The 610-nt window shown below is 32.5% G+C and carries 1 protein-coding gene; it reads left to right on the forward strand.

Annotation, left to right across the window (positions count from 1 at the left end):
* On the forward strand, positions 1-610 hold a 610-nt coding region (locus tag AC1DOS_RS20460), incomplete at both ends, for a protease inhibitor I9 family protein (RefSeq protein WP_477538953.1).

Genomic DNA, 610 nt, shown 5'->3' on the forward strand with positions numbered 1-610 from the left:
CATCTAGTTTTATTTTAGGTTCTATTGTACAAGTACCAACTACTGCGAAAGCGGTTAGTTATTCGAATACTGAAAATTTACTTGCTAATTTAACACCAGAACAAAGAGCAGCATTGCAAAACCTAGATTCCACTGAATTAAAGACAGGATTGCGATTATCTGATGATGTGGACTTAACTAGTGAAGAAGAAGTAACGGTTATTGTTGAATTCAAAGAACTTCCAGCAAAAGTAGCTCAAATAGTAGAAGCTTCCAAAGGGGAATCCATTTCGTTAGAAAAAGCGAAAGAAAAGGTAGAAAAGTCCCATGCTGAATTTAAAAAGAATTTACAAGAAAAAATAGGAAAAGAAGAGAGATCTAATAAGGATAATTTTAATATTAAATATACTTATCAGAATGCATTTAACGGAGTGACAATGTCGCTTCCTGCAAATCAAATTAATAAATTAATGGAAATGGATACGGTTAAAGCTGTTTTTAGCGATAAAAAAGTACAAATTGACCCGCCGCCTCCAATAAAGGAAGAAGAACAAACAAAGGTTGATAGTATCCCATTTTTAAATATTGATAAATTGCATGAAGAAGGCTATACAGGTAAAGGTATAAAGAT

This window comes from Paenisporosarcina sp. P5_A11 (assembly GCF_056400705.1).